This is a genomic window from Streptomyces chartreusis (genome assembly GCF_008704715.1).
Lineage (GTDB): Bacteria > Actinomycetota > Actinomycetes > Streptomycetales > Streptomycetaceae > Streptomyces > Streptomyces chartreusis.
Genome location: NZ_CP023689.1, coordinates 83,889 through 99,926, shown reverse-complemented (window position 1 = coordinate 99,926; position 16,038 = coordinate 83,889). Strand labels below are relative to the sequence as shown.

Genomic DNA, 16,038 nt, shown 5'->3' with positions numbered 1-16,038 from the left:
CTTGAACGGGCTGCCGCAACGCGTACCGGTACGAGCCCACCACTCGGAGCCGGTTCTGGACGTGGTCGTCCCTGTATTCAACGAGGAGGCGGATCTGGAGCCGAGCGTGCGCCGACTCCACACACATCTGCGCGAGACCCTTCCCTACCCGTTCCGCATCACCATCGCCGACAACGCCAGCACCGACCGGACCCCGCAGATCGCTGCCCGACTGGCCGCCGAACTGCAAGAAGCGGAGTGGCTGCGACTGTCCGAGAAGGGCCGCGGCCGCGCCCTGCGCGCCGCCTGGTCGCTCTCACCGGCCCCCGTGCTCGTATACGTGGACGTCGACCTCTCGACAGAACTGACCGCCCTGCTACCGCTCGTCGCCCCACTCATCTCCGGGCACTCCGACATAGCCATCGGCACCCGCCTCGCCCCCGGTTCCCGCGTGGTGCGCGGACCGAAACGCGAGATCACCTCACGCTGCTACAACGCCCTCCTACGATCCACCCTCGCCGTCGGCTTCTCCGACGCCCAATGCGGATTCAAGGCGATACGGCGTGACGTAGCCGCGCGACTGCTGCCCCTGGTGCAGGACAACGGGTGGTTCTTCGACACCGAACTCCTGGTGATCGCCGAGCGTGCCGGCCTGCGCATCCACGAAGTGCCGGTCGACTGGGTGGACGACCCGGACAGCCGGGTCGACCTCCTGGCCACAGCGCTGGCCGACCTGCGCGGCATCGCGAGGATCGGTGGAGCACTGGTGCGCGGCACCCTGCCGCACGCCGGACTACGGCGTACCGACAGCGCCGGGCCCCCGGGGCTGACCACCCAGCTCGCGCGCTTCGCCGCAGTAGGAGCGGTGAGCACCCTCGGACACCTGCTGCTCTACGCGGCGCTGCGCCCGGCGGCGGGAGGCCAGGTCGCCAACGCCATCGCGCTACTGGTGTGCGCCGTCGCCAACACGGCCGCGAACAGACGCTTCACCTTCGGGCTCCGCGGCAGTGGCGGGGTGTTGCGCCATCAGATCAGGGGCCTGATGGTCTTTCTGATCGGACTGATACTCACCAGCGGATCACTCGCCGCCTTGCACCACGCGGCCCCGTCGGCGGCGCACAGCACCGAACTCATCGCCCTGCTCGTCGCCAACTTGCTCGCGACGCTGCTGCGCTTTCTCCTCCTCCGCGCATGGGTGTTCCGCGCATGACTACGACTGCCACCGACACGAGCAGCTGGAACGCGCGGCTCCACGACCACCCCACCCGCCAAAGCCCCGACCGGCGGCGGCAGTTGGCGCACACGGCGAAACGCTTTGGCCCCGTCCTGGCCATGTACGGCACGCTGAAGCTGATCGGCTTCACCTCCTTCATGTGCCTGCTGCACTCCGCGGGAAAGTACCGGACGAAGAACCCGCGATTCGGGGGAGGCGAGCATCCCTGGGACGTCCTGGCCTCGTGGGATGGATGGTGGTACCAGCAGATCGCCGCGCACGGGTACCACCCCGAGCTGGTCCCGGTGCGTGGCGCCACGGGCCTGATCACTCTCGAAGGGAACTCGGCGGCGTTCTTCCCGCTCTACCCGGCGCTGATGCGGCTGACCTCCGAGGCCACCGGCCTTGGCCTGTACGGCGCCGGCCTGCTCGTCTCCGTCATCGCCTCCTTCGCCGCCGCCCTCGGCATCTACGCAATCGCCGACCACCTCGCGGGCCGACGGGCCGGCCTGGCCGCAGCCGGGCTGTGGGCCGTATGGCCCGGTTCCGGCGTGGAGTGGGCGGTCTACTCCGACTCCCTCTACGTGGCCCTGGCCGCCTGGACCTGCCACGCCGTCATCAACCGTCGCTGGCTGACCGCCGGTCTGCTCGCCTGCGCCGCCGGGCTCAACCGGCCCACCGCAGTAGCCCTGTTCGCGGCGGTCGCCGTAGCGGCCGTACTCACGCTCTACCGGCGACAGGACGGCGTCCTCCGCCCGATGGCTGCGCTGGCCGTAGCTCCGATCGGTCTGCTGGCCTACCTGGGCTGGGTGGGGCATCGGATGGGTGACTACACCGGCTACTTCAAGCTCCAGTCCGGTGCCTGGGCCCACGAATGGGACTACGGCCGGCAGACCCTGGACGTCCTCACTTCCGTCCCGGTCGGCCAGCGCGACTACCTGTTCGCGTGGCCATTCGCGGACCTGATCGGCGTCGGTGTCGTCCTGCTGGCCTTCGCGTTGCTTCCCTTGCTGATCCGGCTGCGTCCCCCAGCAGTACTGCTGGTCTACACCGTCCTGACCCTCGCCCTCATCCTGGGCAGCCAGCAGATATTCAGCAACGTCTCCCGCTATCTGCTCCCCGCCTTCCCGCTCTTCCTCCCACTCGCCGTCGCCCTGCGCCGCCTCAGCCTCACCCACCAGTTCATGCTGCTCGGCGTCCTGGCCCTGGCTTCCGGCTCGTACGCGGGCTACGCCTTGTTCGAACTCGGTGTCCCGTAGCCGGCGGCTGAGAGGAACGCACCCTCCCCGGGGCAGCTCCGAACGAGCCCCGGCAGGCTGGCCGCAGGGCTCCAGGCGGCCGTCCGGCTCAACCGTTCAGAATGCCGCTGACCTCGTTCACGGGGATCGTGTCCGCGGCCTTCGGGACCGTCACGTGGACCGGCTCGCCGATGTCCGACAGGGCCATGGTCAACGTCACCTGAGCACCCGACAGGTTGACGCTCATGCGGGTCTGCAGCAAGCGGCCCCGATCGTCGACCCACGCGTCCGCGAAGACCGGGAGGTCGCTGCCCAGGATGTCGCGGGCCTGGTCCGTCTTCTTGCGGACATCAGGGGCCATGCGCAGAGTGACGGTCCGGTGGTCGAGGATGCCGCGGTAGCGCACGGCGCGCACCCCACGGACGGTCTCCTCGCCCTCCCGGGAGATCTCACGCATGGCGGCGATCTGTTGCAGGACGTGCTCCGGGTCGTTGAGCGGGGCCCGCAGCAGGTAGTGGGCCTGTGCCTTGTCCCGGGGCAGCACCCCCCAGGCATCCTTGCCGACCCCCTGGACGCCGCTGATGTAGATCTTGCCGTCCGCGAAGACCTGGTCGCTGTGGTCGATCGCGCCGCCGGGCAGGTCGACCGCCAAGTGGCCCCTGTCCGCGGCGAAGTCGAAGCCGCCGGCGACGGTGAGGCCGTAGACCTGGTCCTCACCCTCCAGTTCGATCTCCTGGCGGAACCCGGCGCTGGCCTCGCGCAGAGCCGCGACGGCCGCTCGTACGGCGGAGAGGGAATCGGATGACGATGTGGAGGACGGTGAGGCGGCCGCGGCCTTGTCGTGGTTTCCGGCGTCGGCCGAGGAGCAGCCCGCGCACAACAGGGCAGCGGCAACTACGAGCACGAGAGGACGGCGCATTGGGATTCTCCGAGGTCCTTGGGCGGGCACTCGGCCCCTTCGGCACCGCCTCGCGTCGAGATCATATGAAGTTGCGCACTGCAGTGCGAACTGAATTCGGCTGAAGGGGAACCGCCGGCTATGCCGCTGCGTGATCCATGGGCATGGCGAGTTTGCACGGACGGCGTCCGGCCGTCGATCTGGAACAGGTCACGGAGTGGGACGCGGTCGTGATCCGTACCGACTACTCCGATGACGGCGCGTGGCAGAAGGTCGCCGCGGGCTTGCGGCAGCCGTGGGCTGAGGGGGCCGAGTCCTCGTGGCATGTGGTCGAGGGCGCCGGGTGGGCGGGGGCGGACGCCGACGAGGTCCTGGCCGCGCTGCCCGACCGCGTGTCCGACCTGCACGACGTCGTGTTCCTGGCCGATGCGGACACGATGTACGGCGAGCAGAACCCCCTGCTGGCCGTGAGTACCGACCCTGACATGCGGGACGAGGACCACGAGATCCCCGGGCTCGGGTTCACGAGCCGGTTCCGGATTGTGCCCACCGCCGTGGCCGAAATGGTCGGCAATCTGGCTATCGCGAACATGGATTACGAGGACTTCTCCAGTTCGGCCCACGGCGACCCGCAGAGAATTCACCGCGGATTCCTTACACCGGAGTGAGACCCGGCCGGGGGGGGAGGGCAGGGCGGGAGCGCGAAAGGCGTTCCGGCGTTCCGGCGGTTCGGCCTTTCGGCCGCGAGCCTCCGGTGCCGTCACATGGCGTCGACGCACCGGAGACTCGCATGTCACGGACTACCGAATCCGGTTCAGATACTGGATCCGCCGTCCACCGTCAGCAGCGCGCCGGTGATGTAGGCGGCCTTCTCACTGGCGAGAAACACGACCGCCTTCGCGACGTCGCCGGGCGTGCCCATGCGTCCGAGTGCCGTCATGGCAGCCTGGGGAGCCGCATTCGGTCCGTCTGCGGGATTCATGTCCGTGTCGGTGGCGCCAGGCTGCACGACGTTGACGGTGATGCCCCGTGAGCCGAAGTCGCGTGCCCACCCCCGCCCCAGCTGATTGATCGCGGCCTTGCTCGCCGCGTATTCGGCGACACCAAGGACGGGGACATGGTGGGCGACGGTGCTTCCCACCAGGATGACGCGCCCGCCGTCGGTCAGAAAACGCGATGCGGAGTGCGTGGTGACGATGGTTCCCATCACGTTGGTCGCCATCATCCGCTCTACTCCTGCCTGGAGTTCGAGATCCAGCTGGTCCACGGTGCCCATGACGGCGATGCCCGCCGAGTTCACCAGTACGTCGATCTGGCCCCCGAAGAATTCGGCGGCCTTCTCCACAGCGGTCGACGCCTCGTGCGGAACGGCCTGATCCGCCTGCACGGCGAGCGCCTTCGCCCCAAGGCCGGACAACTCGGCGACAACGGCCTCGGCCCGCTCGCGCGACTTCTGGTAGGTGATCACGACGTGCGCACCCTCGCGTGCGCATTCACGGGCGATCTCCGCACCGATACCCCGCGACCCTCCGGTCACGAGCACCGTGCGTCCTGTCAGAGCCTTGGTCAAGGTGGGGATGCTGGACATGGTGATAGCTCCTTATGCGCTGCTGAGCTGTCTTTCAGCTACGCAACCGAAGCTAAAGATTGACATTAGTGTGAACGTCAAGCCCGATCTCAACCTTTACACTGATGTCAAGGTTGACCTACGGCGGACCAGTACCCCTCGGGACGACGGAACGGCGGCCTCGCGACCACCTGGCGAGGGAGAACGCTATGAAGATCGGCGAGCTGGCTGCGAAGACCGGAGTGGCGCCACGGCTGCTTCGCTACTACGAAGAGGTCGGCATCCTGACCCCGTGGCGGGCACCTAACGGATACCGCAGCTACGGCGAGCCCGCCATCGACCGGGTCCTGCAGATCCGCGAACTGCTGGAAGCCGGCTTGACGACGGACATGATCCGCGAGGTCCTGCCCTGTCTCGATGCCCAGAAGGACGAGAGGGAGAACCTGACCTGCCCGGACATCGACGTGACGGAGCTGGACGGGCTGCGTCGTCATCTCACCGCCATCAAGCGCCGCATCGACGTGCTCCAGCGCAACGAGCGGGCCATCGAGGCGTATCTGAAAGTCCGCGCGGAGAACACCAGCGTCCCTCCGAGCGAGGCCGGCGAAGTCGTGGCCCTGGTTTGGCGGCCCTAGTTCGGGTGCGTGTGGCGATGCGAGTAACCCGCATGTTGCCCTCAAGACAGACCAGGTCGTCCTGCCTCAGTCGATGTAGCGCGCTCCGGCGACTTCGTCAGCGGACAAGAGCGCTCGGCCGGACCGGCTTCCACCAGACGAGACCTGAGGCCCTGAATTCGCTGCGCGCTGCAACCCAGCACGCCTTGCCAGGCGACAGGACTCACTCCCGGCGCACGCATTACACGGCGTAAGCGTGGAAGACGGGGTCCATGACTACGCATACGGATTCGCAGAACGCCGCCGATTTCTACGACTTCGAAGGCGCCCTTTCGCCTGAGGTGCGAAAGGTTCTCGTCAAGACGCGGGAGTTCATGCGGGACCAGGTCGCGCCCTTGGTGGCTGAGCACTGGGCCGAGGGAGTCTTCCCCAAGGAGCTGATCGGCCGGTTCCGGGAGAGCGGGCTGGTCGGACTGCCGTATGAGGGCTACGGCGACCACGGCCCCGTGGCCAGCCACCTGCTGACCGGGCCGACACCGCAATCGCGGACATCGCCGACGCCTGCGGCTTCGCCGATCAGAGCCACCTCACCCGTACGATGCGCCGCCACCTAGGCCTGACCCCCAGCGCCCTGCGCACGGACCGCACGCAAGCCGCAACCACCGGCAACGACGAGGACCGAGCTTTCGAAGCCTGATCTGTTCCCTCGCACTTGGGAGCGCATGTTCGTGCGTGGGCGAGGCGCCATCGCCGGGCTGTCCCATCGGGCTCGGTCCGACCGAGCGGCACATGAAGAGCACACTGCCTGATCCTGCGCCGCCCCTAACGGCCCCTGCCTGCTCAGTCTTCTGTGACGCGGATGATTGTCTTGCCGGGGGTGCGCTTGTCCGGTGTGAACGCGGAGGCGGCTTCGGCGAGAGTGCGGACGGCGCCGATGATCGGCTTCACGCGGCCGTCCCGCAGCCGCTCGGCGAGGTCGGTCAGGCGGGCCCGGTCGGGTTCGACGACGAAGAAGATCGCGCGTCCGGCGTGGGGCTGGACGGTCACCGGCTCGGCGATGGTGACCAGGGTGCCGCCGGGGCGGACCAGTGCGGTGGAGCGTTCGAGGATCTCGCCGCCGATCACGTCGAACACCACGTCGACCTCGCCGATGCCCTCCAGTTTCTCGGCCTGGAGGTCGATGAAGGCGTCCGCGCCCAGGCCGAGGGCGGTGTCGCGGTCGGCGGCCCGGCCGGTGGCGATCACCCGGGCGCCGGCTTCGCGGGCCAGTTGTACGGCGATGGAGCCGACGCCGCCTGCGGCGCCGTGGATGAGCACGCTCTGGCCGGTGGTGAGGTGGGCGTGGTCGAACAGGGCCTGCCAGGCGGTGAGTCCGGAGATCGGCAATGCGGCGGCCGTGACGTGGTCGACGTCGGCCGGCAGCGGGGCGAGGTTGCGGGCCTCGACCGCGGTGTACTGGGCGAGCGTGCCGTTGCGGGTCCAGTCGGTCAGTCCGAACACGCGCTGCCCGATGGTCAGGCCGGTGGTGCCGTAGCCGAGCTCGGTGACCACACCGGACAGCTCGTGGCCGGGCACGGACGGGGTACGGTCGTGACCGGCCCGGTCGGTCCAGGTGCTGGGCCAGTCCAGCTCACCGGGGGTGAATCCGGCGGCGTGGACCTCCACGATCACGTCGTTCTCGGCGGCGTGCGGGTGGGGGAGTTCGGTGAGGGTCAGGCCGCTGACACCGGCGTCACGGCTTTTGACGGTGATGGCTTGCATGAGGGGTTCCTCTGCGTCGGGGGACGTGCACGTAGCGGGATCGCGCCTGGGAGGCGCAGGCGTCGGCGCGTAGAAGCGGGCCGCGCGCCATGACCAGTCCCAGCGCCCGTACGCCCCGCTGCCGCACATGGCCGCGGAAACAGCACGGCCGACAGGTGCTGTCTTGATCATGCTTCCGACATTAGAAGGAAAGCAGCCCAGATATCTGGGCCAATTGCACCCACGTCCAGTGGGCCACTTACCTGCAGGGCTGGAGACATCGACACCGGAGGCAGAGGCGGTGTGGACCGAGACCACGCGCCATACCAAGGCGAGATGGTCAGCTCGACTTCTTGGCAAGTGCGGCGAGGAACTCCGGCACACGGCCGGCACCGAAGTCGTAGAACCGCGCCCACTGCGGCTTAAGCGCGATACGCGCCATCTGGTCGTACAAGGCCCGGCAGTTCCGCTCGAACTCGGCCGCGTAATCGGCGTCGAAACTCTTCCGAGCGGCCGCGAGGTATTCCGGCACGACCCCGTCGACGATGGTCAGGTGCACCACGCCGCGCACCGACAGCGTCTTGGCCGAGCCCGGGCTGTCGCCGGCGTCGATGGTCAGAGCGACGTCGGGACGGGCGGACAGCGCCTTTACCTTGGGCGCTGTGGCCGCGGTGGACATGACGATCTCCTCACCGGTCCAGAAGATGCCGATGGGAATCACACGCGGCAACCCGTCGAGTCCGTTGTATGCGAGCCGCGCCATGGACGCCTGGTCCAACAGCTCGTGTGCGTCGGCTAGTTCCTGCTCGATCTGCCTGGGGTCCATGGTGGTCTTCCTCCTCTGCCGTGCGGCCCTTCGCGGCCGCTCATGCCCCTGGGACGGAGCCGCCGAGCCGTTCTCGACACCGCGACGGGAACACCGCCTCACTGGACAGAACCCGGCATAGGCCGCGGTCCTGGGCGAGCGGCTGCTGGTGCTGCTGAAGTAGCGGTGGAGGCAGGTATGGCCACGGGGCTGGGTCAGCCCAGCTGCCCGTGGGCCGCATTGAGGAAGCTGTTCATGGGCTCGCGCACGTGGTCCCACGCGGCTTCCGGCCCGCCGAGTTCTTCCCACAAGACGTGGTTCACCGCGCCCGCGTAGTTCCAGGCGAGTTGGTGGAGCTCCGGGCCGACGAGGACCAGGATCATCCGCTCGCAGATCCAGAGGCGTTCGATGAGGGCCCGCGCGGAGGTGAGCCACTCAGGCGTGCAGCCGGAGGCCCAGTCCGGTGCCTCGTAACGGTCCTCGGCGAGGCGTATGCCTTCCTGCGTGAGCTGGATGAACTCTCTTATCACGTCGAGGCGTTCGGCACGGCGCGCCTCAGCCAGTTGAGTGGCCTGGCGCTTGTCCTCGGTTCGGGCTGCCTGGCGGGCGGTGGTGAACTGGGCCAGATAAGACATGCCTCCGCCGAGTACGACACCGATCAACGACGCCCAGAGCTGATTCACCCGTTCACGTTAGCCTCAGGACTGCAACCGGGGTTCCTTCGAGCGGCAGGTGGCCGCGGGCGCAGTAGTACTCGGACTCCAACCAGTCTTCCATCACGAAGATTGGGCGTGATAGCAGCACGTCTCCGATCTGCTGGACCCGGAGAAGCAGCCCCAGATCAGTCAGGGCCAGGGACTCATCGGGGGTGTATGCCAGACAGTTGCCGTGCTCGGACAGCGTGGGCGAGGAGGTACGGATACGCCACCTCGGGATCACTACCTGCCAAGGCGAAGCCAGCCAGGAGAACCTGCGGGCCCGTGACAGCGTCTAGCGCCACGCATGCCACCTTGCCCCCGTCGTAGAAGACCTTCACTCCGTCGGCGAAGTCTTTCTGCGCGTATGGGCCATCCACCCGCTGGAGCGACCCGGAGGCCTGGAGAGCCTCTGCGACGTCAGCCTGACTCATCCCGAACCGCAGCGGCCCAACACCGAGCCCAGGCAGCAGTTCCCAACACTCCCGCTCACCATGCATCTTCACGACCCCATCCCTCATCTCTACGTGCGAAGATCTCATCCGTAGAGGTCCTGGTCGGCCGACCGAGGATGCGACCCGACATGCTGCTGGCCGACCGGGGCTACGGCCACGACAAATATCGCCGTTCATCTGGGCTCAGGGCATCAACCGGTGATCACGATGCGGCGTCCCGCACGGCTCCGGGCTGGGTGTCCACCGTTGGTTCGTCGCAACGCACCATCGCCTGGCTGCACGGCTTCCGACGCCTACGCATCCGCTGGAAACGACGCGACGAAATACACGAAACCTCCCTCGGCCTCGCCACTGCCTCATTACCCACCCACAGTCCAACGCCTTGCGAATGTTCAGGACGGCACGGGCGAGGTGCGTCTGGAGTGAGGGACCGGCTGGGTGGCTGGCGTAGACCGCTGCTCGGACGCGATGATCTACACGCGGCTACCCGCGGCCATCTGTGCCAGCTAACGGTTGAGGGCCTCTCCCTCTTGCGTCAGTAGATGGTGAGATCCACGAGCACATCGCAGTGTGGATCGTCGGAAGGCTGATGCAGATGCTCGTTCGCCAGGAACGCCGGGGAAACCAGTGAGCCGAGCAGGCCGGGGCCCACCTGGCTGATCAGCACGTCGACACCGTATGTGCGGTCCCGCTCAGGTGAACGGAAGTAGAGGCGCATGAGGTCGTCGCCGGTGATGATCCCGCCGATGAACAGAGGCTTCCACGACACGTGCGGGGTGACGAAGGAGCGCACGATATCGAGTAGACGACCCGTGGCTGCCTGCTCGGTGCCTGCGCCGGGAGAATTCACATCTTGGCCCATGCCGGACACTTGTTCCCCGGTTGGTTGTGGCAGTACGCCGTGATGACGCCGATCTTCTGACCGCGACCGGCATGGTGGTGGCCGTGTGGCCGTGGTGGTCGTACCGGTCCACCCGGTCTCGTAAGGCTGCATCCAGGGAGGAGCGCTTCTTGATGTTGTGCCGGCCGGTGAAGTGGTGCCAGCCCAATTTCGAGGTTCCGTTGGCGTCGGGCAGCGGTGGATCACGTGAACGAGCGGACACTATTCCCCTGTGGGATGCAGTGGATGGCGAGACGCGCTTCCGCAGTGACTACCTGGAGCTCGCCGATCTCCTTTCGTTGGCCGTTCGCCCCTTATTAGGTTTTGCTCCGCGACCACCGGCGCCGGTCTGGCGGCCGTCCAGACCGGCGCACGGGGTGATGTCACTCAGGGACGCCGAGCGGCGGGTGCTCAAGCACGCGGGGCTTGTACTCGACCAGCTGAATGCGGCCGTCGAAGGTGCGGTGCTCGATCATTTCGAGGGCGACGTCCGGATAGCCGTCGTAGATGCGTTCCTGGCCCGTGGCCCCGGTGATCACCGGGAACATCACGACGCGGAAGCGGTCGACGAGTCCGGCTCGTAGCAGGGACCGGCACAGACTGAGGCTGCCGATCGTGCTGAGGAGCCCCGAACCACTCGACTTCATCTTGCGGACCGCCTCGACGGCGTCGTCGCGCACGAGCGTGGCGTTGGCCCACGTCAGCGGCTCCTCGAGTGAGGAGGAGAACACCACCTTCGTCGCTTGTGTGAGTTCGTCGACGGACGCCTCTTCTTCGGGCCTGAACTCGTCTTGGCCAGCCGGGACCTCGCCCGCGGCGAAGCCCGACATCAGGCGGTAGGTATTCGCTCCCATCAGATAGGCGGCCTTGGGCTGCTCGCCCAGCCATGCGAGGTACTCCGGGCCCTCGAGGCCCCAGAACCCGGGCCAGCCCTCTCCCGACGCGTAGCCGTCGAGGGAGGTGATGAAGTCGACGAGAAGTTCCGACATGGCGGTGTCCTTTCCTGGGGTGCCACGAGCTTGGACCGGCCAGGAGCCACAAACTCATCGGCCGCGCTGTGGAGTAACGAGAAAACCTCTGTTTGCCCGCCCGTCTCCTCGGGCGGAGCCGGCCAGGTGGGATGCCCGTACGGGAGAAGGAGGGTGGCGTGGTCGCGCAGCTGATGGGCTCGTGGATCTTCTGCAGGAGACGTCTCTGTGCGGTGGTCTCCTCGCGGCGCATGGCGCAGATGAAACGTGCCGTCTTGGGACGTGAAATCGCCGATGGCGGGCATGCGGGTATTCCCTGCGAAAGAGGATGCCATGAGCATGACCGACGAGGCGGCGTCTGACGCCCCGCAGACCGGCTGCCCCCGTTGCTGCACGGCGGGAGAGCACAGAACGCCCGAACCGGAGGAACCGGAACGGGAACGGCTGAATCGCAAATGGAACGAGATCCTGCAAGAGACGCGGGTCGCGCAGACGGGCGTGCAGATCCTTTTCGGCTTCCTGCTGAGCGTGGCGTTCACCGCGCATTTCCACAGGCTGGAGACCTTCGATCACGTGGTCTACGTGATCACCGTGATACTCGGGGCCTCCGCGACCGGAGCGTTGATCGCACCGGTCTCCATACACCGGCTGCTGTCCGGGCAGCGCATGAAAGACCACATCGTCAGAGTCGCGGGCAGGCTGATGGTGTTCGGGATGGTGCTTCTCGCGTTGACGATCGGTGGCACGCTGCTGCTTCTCCTCCACGTCGTCGTGCCGAGCCTGCTCGCCGAACTGCTGGTCGGCGGTGTCATGTTGTGGTTCGCCGTGTGCTGGTACGGATTGCCTGCCTGGCTTCGCCGACGCTCCGCGCGCGACGACCAGGCATGAGGTACGGCGAGTTCGGAAGCCGCGTGCAGATTCGTGCCCCGGCAGCTGGGCCTTCGGGGTCGATGACGCGGCGCCACGGTTTGAGTGTGTAGACGTCCGCTTCGGCTGGACCATGTGCGGGGCAGAGGGGCGTGGGCGGCGAGCGTGGTGACAATGGGGTCATGGAGTTGCGGGAGCTGCGGGCGTTCGTGGCGGTGGTGGAGGAAGGCGGGCTGTCGGCGGCGGCGCGGCGGTTGCACATGAGCCAGCCGGCGCTGTCCCAGACGATCAGTGGGCTGGAGCGGCAGCTCGGGGTGAAGCTGCTGGTGCGCAGCAGTACCGGGGTACGGGCCACGGAGGCGGGAACGGCCCTGCTCACAGAGGCGCGCGCGGTGCTTGCCCGGCATGATCAGGCGCTGCGGGTGATGGCCCGGTACGTCGGCCCTGGCGGCGGCGCGTTGCGCATCGGGATCCCTTTGGAGCTGCCGGCCGGGCTTCTCGACGCGGCGCTGGCGGAACTGGCGGAGGCTCACCCCGATACCCGGGTGCAGCCTCGGCACCTGTCCACCGCGGATCAGCTAGCCGCCCTGCGCGCGGGTGAGCTGGACGTCGGGTTCCTGCGGGAGCGCCCGGTCGGCCCGGAGTTCGATGCGCTGCTCGTCGTACGCGAGAACCTGGGTGTCCTGCTGGCCACGGAGCAGGCCGCCGAGCTCGCAGGGCCGGAGGGGGTAGCGCTCGACGCCCTCGTCGGGCTGCGGTGGGTGGGCTTCCCGCGATCCGGGAGCCCGGTGTGGTTCGACGAGTTGACCGCGATCCTGCGCGGACACGGTCTGGATCTGGGGCCCGACGCGCCGGAGGGGCAGGCTCTGATCGCCGATGTGAAGCTGGCGGGAGTCAGGGACGGGCGGGCCTTCACCCTCGCCCCTTCCGGCTGGCAGCAGCCGCTGCCCGACCAGGTGACGTGGTTGCCGCTGGTCGGGCATCCCCTCGTGCGGCGCACTTGGGCAGTGTGGCCGGCAGATGCCACCCGACGTGACCTCGGCCGGTTCATCGCCGCGCTCGATCGTTCGGCCGACCGCTGAGCCGGCCGAGGACACAGCATCGGGCCGTGGGTCAGACGGCGGTGCGACCGCCGTCCACGGCCAGGAGGGCGCCCTGGACAAAGCTCGCCGAGTCGCCGACGAGGTAGGCGATGGCCTCGGCGATCTCTTCCGCCTCGGCGGGGCGGCCCGCCGGTGCCTCGGCTGCCAGGGCCTCCAGAGCGTTGCCCATGGCGGCGGTGCCCCGGGTGCGGGTAGGGCCGGGGGAGACGGTGTTGACTCGCACACCGCGCGGACCGTACTCGGCGACCCAAGCCTGGCTGAGCTGGTGCAGCGCCGCCTTGCTGGATCCGTACAGAGCCATGCCCGCCGCTCCGTAGTAGGCGACCTGGGTGGTGACATTCACGATCGCCCCGTTCCCGCGCTCGGCCATGCCCGGTGCCAACTCCGCGACCAGGTAGAACGGCGCCTTCACATTCAGGTCGTAGACCGTGTCCACATCGCCCTCGGCCGTCGCGTCCGTCGGCCCGAACGGGAAGATGCCCGCGTTGTTGACGAGGATGTCCACCCGGCCACCGCCCAGCTCGGCGGCCTCCCGCGCAAGCTGCCGTACCCGGGCCGCGCTGCGCAGGTCGGCCGCGACGAAGTCCGCCTTGCCGCCGCGCGACCTGATGTCTGCGACCACGTTCTCGCCACGGACGCCATCGCGACCAGCGACCAGTACATGCGCGCCCCGGTCGGCGAACAGTACGGCGGTTGCGGCACCGATACCGCTGGTCGCGCCGGTCACCAGTGCCACGCGTCCGGCCAGATCAACAGAACTCATGAGAGTCGTCCTTCGCATCGAGAGTCAGGGGCCGACGGTGTGCGGTCGTGCCGCGTTCGCTGCCCCGGCACCTCGTCCCTGAGGTGACGAGCGTTCAAGCCGAGCCGTCCTTCCGGGGATTCCGGCCCGGCCATAGCCGGATACGACGCCGGCCATAAGGGCCGGGCATGCCGTACGTGGTTGTGCACGCCGTATTGCCGATGCGCTGGTCAGGGAGTGTGAGCGGGCCACAGGCGACGCTTATGGCCGCTCTTGGTGAGCCGTATGGGCGGGATGCGGTGGGCGGCGGGTGCCGTGCGGTTACATGCCTGGTCGGGGCGAGCGCCGTCCGGCGACTTGGGCCAAGCCCGAGACAGAACCGATCGTGAGGCGAGGGACACCATGAGCGAGCCGCAGCAAACCCCGGGTACCGCCACCTACGACGTGATCGTGCTGGGCGCGGGCCCGGTCGGCCAGAACGTTGCCGACCGGGCCCGCGCCGCCGGTCTTTCCGTAGCCGTCGTGGAACACGAACTCGTCGGCGGCGAATGCTCGTACTGGGCCTGCGTCCCCAGCAAGGCGCTCCTGCGGCCGGTCATCGCGGTCGCCGACGCCCGCCGCGTGGACGGCGCTCGGGAGGCGGTGTCCGGGCGCATCGACACCGACCGGGTCTTCGCACGCCGCAACCGCTACGTCACCGACTGGGACGACAGCGGACAGGCCCTGTGGGTCAAGTCCATCGGCGCCGACCTCTTCCGCGGCCACGGCCGGATCGACGGTCCCCGCCGCGTCACGGTCACCCGGGACGACGGCGTATCCCAGACGCTCACCGCCCGGCACGCGGTGGCAGTCGCGACCGGCAGCGATCCTGTGCTGCCCGACCTCCCGGGCATCGAGGAGGCCAGGCCCTGGACGAACAGGCACGGCACCGACTCCAGCACCGTGCCCGGTCGCCTGGCCGTGATCGGGGGAGGGGGAGTGGGCGTCGAGATGGCCACCCTCTGGCAGGGGCTGGGATCCCGGGTCACCCTGCTCGCCCGCCGACGTCTGATTCCGCGCATGGAACCCTTCGCCGGTGAGCTGGTCGCGCAAGGCCTCACCGAAGCGGGCGCGGACGTGCGGATCGGAGTACGGGTGACCGCACTGCGCCGTGCCGACCCGAACGGGCCGGTCACTCTCACCCTCGACGACGGTAGTGAGCTGGAAGTCGACGAGGTCATGTTCGCCACGGGCCGTGCCCCGCGCACCGGCGACATCGGCCTGGACACGGTCGGGCTCACCCCCGGATCGTGGCTGGACGTGGACACCACCTGCCTGGTCAAGGACGTTGAGGGAGGGTGGCTGTACGGCCTCGGCGACGTCAACCATCGCGCTCTCCTCACTCACCAGGGCAAGTACCAGGCACGGACCGCCGGGGACGCCATCGGAGCCCGGGCCGCCGGCCATCCACTGGACGACGACGCATGGGGCGACCACGCCACGACCGCCGACCAGCACGCCGTGCCACAGGTCTTCTTCACCGACCCCGAGGCGGCCTCCGTGGGACTGACCGCGGAGCAGGCCGAACGCGCCGGGCACCGCACCAAGATCGTCGACCTCGACTTCAACGCCGCCCAGGGCGCCAACCTCCACGCCGACAACTACCCGGGCCACGCCCGTCTCGTCGTCGACGTCGACCGGGACCTTCTGCTCGGTGTGACCTTCGTGGGCCCCGGAGTCAGCGAACTCCTGCACTCCGCCACCGTGGCAGTCGCAGGCGAAGTCCCCCTCAAGCGGCTGCGGCACGCCGTCGCCTGTTTCCCGACTGTGAGCGAGATCTGGCTGTTCCTTCTCGCTGCCTACCAACGCGACCGCGACTGAACTCGCACAGTACGCGGACACCCGACAGGGCACGTCCCCCTGGCCGCCGGCGCCCTGCGCCACATACGTCCGCTTTCCCAAGACGCGTATCGGTTCGGTCATTTGAGCGAAGCGGGATTCGTGCAAGGCGGCTAATGCTGACGGGAACGCCGCTGATTTGCGCTGTCAGTTGCCATCTTTGGGTGCCCGTGCGCCGGTGAATCCAAGTCCCGAAGTCATTGGTTGACGGATTGGGGGATGCCGGGCGGAAGATGCGGAAGTTGCTGACGACGCCCACGATGAGAATGGTGAGCAGGGAGACGCTGAATTCGATCGTCCCATCGCAGTGCCCGTGAGGCGTGACCTGGCGTGTCCTCATGCCGGCATCAGGTCGAACTCGTGTATGGGTGCAAGTGGTTGCGCATTTAACAGGAG

General features: G+C 68.1%; 18 protein-coding genes and 1 pseudogene. 10 read left to right on the top strand and 9 right to left on the bottom strand.

The window, feature by feature from the left end:
- Position 1 precedes the first annotated feature (1 nt).
- Together CP983_RS00430 and CP983_RS00425 are read left to right on the top strand one after the other, a co-directional pair.
- A complete protein-coding gene (locus CP983_RS00430; protein ID WP_150506263.1) occupies positions 2–1,189 on the top strand; it encodes a bifunctional glycosyltransferase family 2/GtrA family protein in 1,188 nt (395 codons plus the stop codon).
- The gene (locus tag CP983_RS00425; RefSeq protein WP_150498048.1) at positions 1,186–2,451 is read left to right on the top strand and encodes a glycosyltransferase family 39 protein; all 1,266 of its coding nucleotides are present in this window, start codon (positions 1,186–1,188) and stop codon (positions 2,449–2,451) included. Before CP983_RS00430 ends, CP983_RS00425 begins: the two co-directional genes overlap by 4 nt.
- A gap of 88 nt (positions 2,452–2,539) precedes the next feature.
- Here CP983_RS00425 and CP983_RS00420 read toward each other — a convergent pair whose 3' ends face one another.
- A complete protein-coding gene (locus CP983_RS00420) occupies positions 2,540–3,349 on the bottom strand; it encodes an SCO4651 family lipoprotein (RefSeq protein WP_150498047.1) in 810 nt (269 codons plus the stop codon).
- Positions 3,350–3,558: 209 nt separating this feature from the next.
- Here CP983_RS00420 and CP983_RS00415 point away from each other — a divergent pair, with 209 nt between their 5' ends.
- The gene (locus CP983_RS00415) at positions 3,559–3,996 is read left to right on the top strand and encodes a DUF6924 domain-containing protein (RefSeq protein WP_150498046.1); all 438 of its coding nucleotides are present in this window, start codon (positions 3,559–3,561) and stop codon (positions 3,994–3,996) included.
- Between the two features lie 146 nt (positions 3,997–4,142).
- Here the strand turns inward: CP983_RS00415 and CP983_RS00410 are convergent, their stop codons facing one another.
- On the bottom strand, positions 4,143–4,916 hold the full coding sequence (locus CP983_RS00410) for an SDR family NAD(P)-dependent oxidoreductase (RefSeq protein WP_150498045.1): 774 nt from the start codon (positions 4,914–4,916) through the stop codon (positions 4,143–4,145).
- Positions 4,917–5,104: 188 nt separating this feature from the next.
- On the opposite strand from CP983_RS00410, the gene CP983_RS00405 reads away from it, so the two are divergent.
- The 3 genes from CP983_RS00405 (at position 5,105) to CP983_RS43710 (ending at position 6,206) form a co-directional block, all read left to right on the top strand.
- Positions 5,105–5,530 (top strand): MerR family transcriptional regulator, encoded by a 426-nt coding sequence (locus CP983_RS00405; RefSeq protein WP_150498044.1) that lies wholly within the window; start codon positions 5,105–5,107, stop codon positions 5,528–5,530.
- 251 nt (positions 5,531–5,781) lie between these two features.
- The gene (locus CP983_RS00400; protein WP_150498043.1) at positions 5,782–6,123 is read left to right on the top strand and encodes an acyl-CoA dehydrogenase family protein; all 342 of its coding nucleotides are present in this window, start codon (positions 5,782–5,784) and stop codon (positions 6,121–6,123) included.
- Positions 6,051–6,206, top strand: a complete 156-nt coding sequence (locus CP983_RS43710) for an AraC family transcriptional regulator (RefSeq protein WP_167537862.1) — start codon at positions 6,051–6,053, stop codon at positions 6,204–6,206. Before CP983_RS00400 ends, CP983_RS43710 begins: the two co-directional genes overlap by 73 nt.
- A gap of 143 nt (positions 6,207–6,349) precedes the next feature.
- Here the strand turns inward: CP983_RS43710 and CP983_RS00395 are convergent, their stop codons facing one another.
- The 4 genes from CP983_RS00395 to CP983_RS00380 all read right to left on the bottom strand — a co-directional run bounded on the left by CP983_RS00395 (position 6,350) and on the right by CP983_RS00380 (position 9,291).
- Positions 6,350–7,270, bottom strand: a complete 921-nt coding sequence (locus CP983_RS00395) for an NADP-dependent oxidoreductase (RefSeq protein WP_150498042.1) — start codon at positions 7,268–7,270, stop codon at positions 6,350–6,352.
- A gap of 319 nt (positions 7,271–7,589) precedes the next feature.
- Positions 7,590–8,075, bottom strand: a complete 486-nt coding sequence (locus CP983_RS00390) for a pyridoxamine 5'-phosphate oxidase family protein (RefSeq protein ID WP_150498041.1) — start codon at positions 8,073–8,075, stop codon at positions 7,590–7,592.
- Between the two features lie 194 nt (positions 8,076–8,269).
- A complete protein-coding gene (locus tag CP983_RS00385; protein WP_150498040.1) occupies positions 8,270–8,737 on the bottom strand; it encodes a hypothetical protein in 468 nt (155 codons plus the stop codon).
- A gap of 176 nt (positions 8,738–8,913) precedes the next feature.
- On the bottom strand, positions 8,914–9,291 hold the full coding sequence (locus CP983_RS00380; RefSeq protein ID WP_229914729.1) for a hypothetical protein: 378 nt from the start codon (positions 9,289–9,291) through the stop codon (positions 8,914–8,916).
- Positions 9,292–9,305: 14 nt separating this feature from the next.
- Here CP983_RS00380 and CP983_RS44550 point away from each other — a divergent pair.
- Positions 9,306–9,592, top strand: a pseudogene (locus CP983_RS44550) (IS5/IS1182 family transposase); the annotation flags it as partial.
- Between the two features lie 147 nt (positions 9,593–9,739).
- Here CP983_RS44550 and CP983_RS00375 read toward each other — a convergent pair.
- Positions 9,740–10,075 (bottom strand): hypothetical protein, encoded by a 336-nt coding sequence (locus CP983_RS00375; RefSeq protein ID WP_150498039.1) that lies wholly within the window; start codon positions 10,073–10,075, stop codon positions 9,740–9,742.
- Positions 10,076–10,467: 392 nt separating this feature from the next.
- Positions 10,468–11,073 carry a dihydrofolate reductase family protein gene (locus CP983_RS00370; RefSeq protein ID WP_150498038.1) on the bottom strand — a complete coding sequence of 202 codons (606 nt, stop codon included), beginning with the start codon at positions 11,071–11,073 and terminating at the stop codon, positions 10,468–10,470.
- A gap of 312 nt (positions 11,074–11,385) precedes the next feature.
- Here CP983_RS00370 and CP983_RS00365 point away from each other — a divergent pair, with 312 nt between their 5' ends.
- Together CP983_RS00365 and CP983_RS00360 are read left to right on the top strand one after the other, a co-directional pair.
- Positions 11,386–11,940 (top strand): DUF6328 family protein, encoded by a 555-nt coding sequence (locus CP983_RS00365; RefSeq protein WP_373309773.1) that lies wholly within the window; start codon positions 11,386–11,388, stop codon positions 11,938–11,940.
- 161 nt (positions 11,941–12,101) lie between these two features.
- Entirely contained in the window at positions 12,102–13,001 is a 900-nt protein-coding gene (locus tag CP983_RS00360) for a LysR family transcriptional regulator (protein WP_150498037.1), read from the top strand.
- Between the two features lie 31 nt (positions 13,002–13,032).
- Here the strand turns inward: CP983_RS00360 and CP983_RS00355 are convergent, their stop codons facing one another.
- A complete protein-coding gene (locus tag CP983_RS00355; protein ID WP_150498036.1) occupies positions 13,033–13,785 on the bottom strand; it encodes an SDR family NAD(P)-dependent oxidoreductase in 753 nt (250 codons plus the stop codon).
- Between the two features lie 381 nt (positions 13,786–14,166).
- Here CP983_RS00355 and CP983_RS00350 point away from each other — a divergent pair, with 381 nt between their 5' ends.
- Entirely contained in the window at positions 14,167–15,624 is a 1,458-nt protein-coding gene (locus CP983_RS00350) for a dihydrolipoyl dehydrogenase family protein (RefSeq protein WP_150498035.1), read from the top strand.
- Positions 15,625–16,038 lie beyond the last annotated feature (414 nt).